The sequence below is a fragment of the Enterobacter sichuanensis genome, from assembly GCF_002939185.1.
GTDB classification, from domain to species: domain Bacteria; phylum Pseudomonadota; class Gammaproteobacteria; order Enterobacterales; family Enterobacteriaceae; genus Enterobacter; species Enterobacter sichuanensis.
Genome location: NZ_POVL01000175.1, coordinates 1 through 529, shown reverse-complemented (window position 1 = coordinate 529; position 529 = coordinate 1). Strand labels below are relative to the sequence as shown.

The 529-nt window shown below is 52.0% G+C and carries 1 protein-coding gene; it reads right to left on the bottom strand.

The genetic code is table 11. The features are described 5' to 3' along the window. Positions 1–529, bottom strand: a 529-nt coding sequence (locus C5687_RS24370) for an IS5 family transposase (protein ID WP_146086323.1), incomplete at both ends; no start/stop codon positions are given.

Below are 529 nucleotides of genomic sequence, written 5' to 3'. Positions count from 1 at the left end.
CGGGATAAGCGCGCTGATTTTCTTACGCCGCAGTTCATCGTGACAGAGCCGGGTGTCGTAAGCGCCGTCTGCCGATGCTGCCCTGATTTTTCTGTGAGTCTGCCGGATAAGACCCGGGAAGGCTTCTGAGTCCGTCACATTATTCAGCGACAGGTCTGCACAGATGATTTCATGTGTTTTGCTGTCAACTGCCAGATGCAACTTTCGCCATATACGACGGCGTTCTTTGCCGTGTTTTTTGACTTTCCATTCGCCTTCACCAAAGACCTTCAGCCCGGTGGAATCAATCACCAGATGCGCGATTTCACCCCGGGTGAACGTTTTGAAACTGACATTAACCGACTTTGCGCGCTTGCTGACACTGGTGTAATCCGGGCAGCGCAACGGAACATTCATCAGTGTAAAAATGGAATCAATAAAACCCTGTGCAGCCCGCAGGGTCAACCTGAACACGCGTTTAATGACCAGAACGGTGGTGATGGCGAGATCAGAATAGCGCTGAGGTCTTCCCCGTGATGAAGGCGTTGCC